This window comes from Vibrio sp. 10N.261.46.E11, assembly GCF_041472735.1.
Taxonomy (GTDB): Bacteria; Pseudomonadota; Gammaproteobacteria; order Enterobacterales; family Vibrionaceae; genus Vibrio.
Genome location: NZ_JBFRQW010000057.1, coordinates 1 through 558 on the forward strand (window position 1 = coordinate 1; position 558 = coordinate 558).

Sequence of the window (558 nt, forward strand, 5' to 3'; positions counted from 1 at the left end):
ATACCAATCTAAGTAAAAATATGATCTAATTGAGGCTGTTACTTCTTCGTGAAAAAAGACGCTATGGACAGCCTCGATACCATTGATTTCAAAAAGCTTGCTAGCCAACAAAAATCTATTCAAATGAAGATGCGATTGCTCGCATTGGCCCATTTTAAAGATGGTCACTCTCGAACCCAAATTGCTAAGTTCCTTAAGGTAAGCAGAACTAGTGTGAATAAATGGGTACAAACATTCCTTGAAGAAGGGCTTGAAGGACTACAAGAAAAACCAAGAACGGGTCGCCCAGCATTCCTCAATACTCAGCAACGTGAACAGCTAAGCCTGTTTATAAAGGCACGTGCCGAAGATTCATCTGGGGGGAGGTTAACAGGTACTGATATTCATGCTTATATCGCGAAAGAGTTTGGTAAACACTACCACCCAGACTCTATCTACTATTTGCTTAATCACATGGGTTTCTCTTGGATAACATCACGCTCCAAGCACCCTCGTCAATCCCAGCAAATCCAAGACGATTTTAAAAAAATTCAAAATTGAAACGATCCTTAAGATCCC

At 40.5% G+C, this 558-nt stretch carries 1 protein-coding gene; it reads left to right on the top strand.

Going from position 1 to position 558, the window contains the following annotated elements; translation table 11 throughout:
• The first annotated feature begins 63 nt into the window (after nt 1-63).
• Nucleotides 64-540 (top strand): IS630 family transposase, encoded by a 477-nt coding sequence (locus AB4407_RS17615; protein WP_372121467.1) that lies wholly within the window; start codon nt 64-66, stop codon nt 538-540.
• Nucleotides 541-558 lie beyond the last annotated feature (18 nt).

Bases quoted from the DNA above. Each gene is read 5' to 3' on its own strand.
- AB4407_RS17615 (WP_372121467.1), top strand. From the start codon at position 64: ATGGACAGCCTCGATACCATTGATTTCAAAAAGCTTGCTAGCCAACAA.